At 62.9% G+C, this 256-nt stretch carries 1 protein-coding gene; it reads left to right on the top strand.

From position 1 onward, the window contains the following. On the top strand, positions 1–256 hold a 256-nt coding region (locus ACPYOG_RS19970), incomplete at both ends, for an ABC transporter permease (protein WP_481295847.1).

A 256-nucleotide genomic window follows, 5' to 3' on the forward strand; every position in this document is an offset into this window, starting at 1 on the left:
GTTTTCCGATCCGCAATGGCTGGAGTCCGCCTGGACGAGCTTCAGGATCGCGGCGATCGTCACGGTGCTTTCGGTCGTGCTCGGGCTCGTGACGTCGTTCGGCCTCGTGCGCGGCAAGTTCCTGTTTCGCGATGCGCTGAAGGCGCTGTTCCTGACGCCGATGATCCTTCCGGTCGTCGTCTTCGCCGTTGCGCTCTATGCCTTCTTCCTACGGATCGGGCTCGGGGGAACCCTGATCGGCTTCGTCCTTTCCCAC

The organism is Leifsonia sp. HAY1-4F (genome assembly GCF_056755275.1).